Source organism: Sutterella massiliensis, assembly GCF_016899755.1.
GTDB classification, from domain to species: domain Bacteria; phylum Pseudomonadota; class Gammaproteobacteria; order Burkholderiales; family Burkholderiaceae_F; genus Sutterella; species Sutterella massiliensis.
The window spans coordinates 1-272 of sequence record NZ_JACJJC010000420.1 but is presented as its reverse complement, the minus strand read 5'-3'; the positions used below and the strand labels follow the sequence as shown (position 1 = coordinate 272).

The following is a 272-nucleotide window of genomic DNA, read 5'->3' as shown; positions in this document are numbered from 1 at the left end:
GGTCGACCCCGCCCACCAGACGATCGACGAGACCTTTCAGCAGCCCGTCGGCGAGGTCGTACGGATCGCCCGCACGCTGCGGGGCCAGGTCGCGACGAAGCGTTCGCAACCCCTCTCGATGGGCCCTGGCGGCGCCGACTCGACCGCCGCGTCGGATGGCCACGTCGTGTTCGAAGCAGTGGCCCTGACCGCTGCGGGCGTCACGCTCCACGCGGGCGACGTGATCACCTCGGAGGGCGGCGTAGCGGTGCGGCACCGCATCACCCGCGTCG

At 72.4% G+C, this 272-nt stretch carries 1 protein-coding gene; it reads left to right on the top strand.

The features are described from left to right. Positions 1-272 (top strand): hypothetical protein (locus tag H6A60_RS13160; protein WP_205105317.1); only part of this gene is annotated, 272 nt, incomplete at both ends.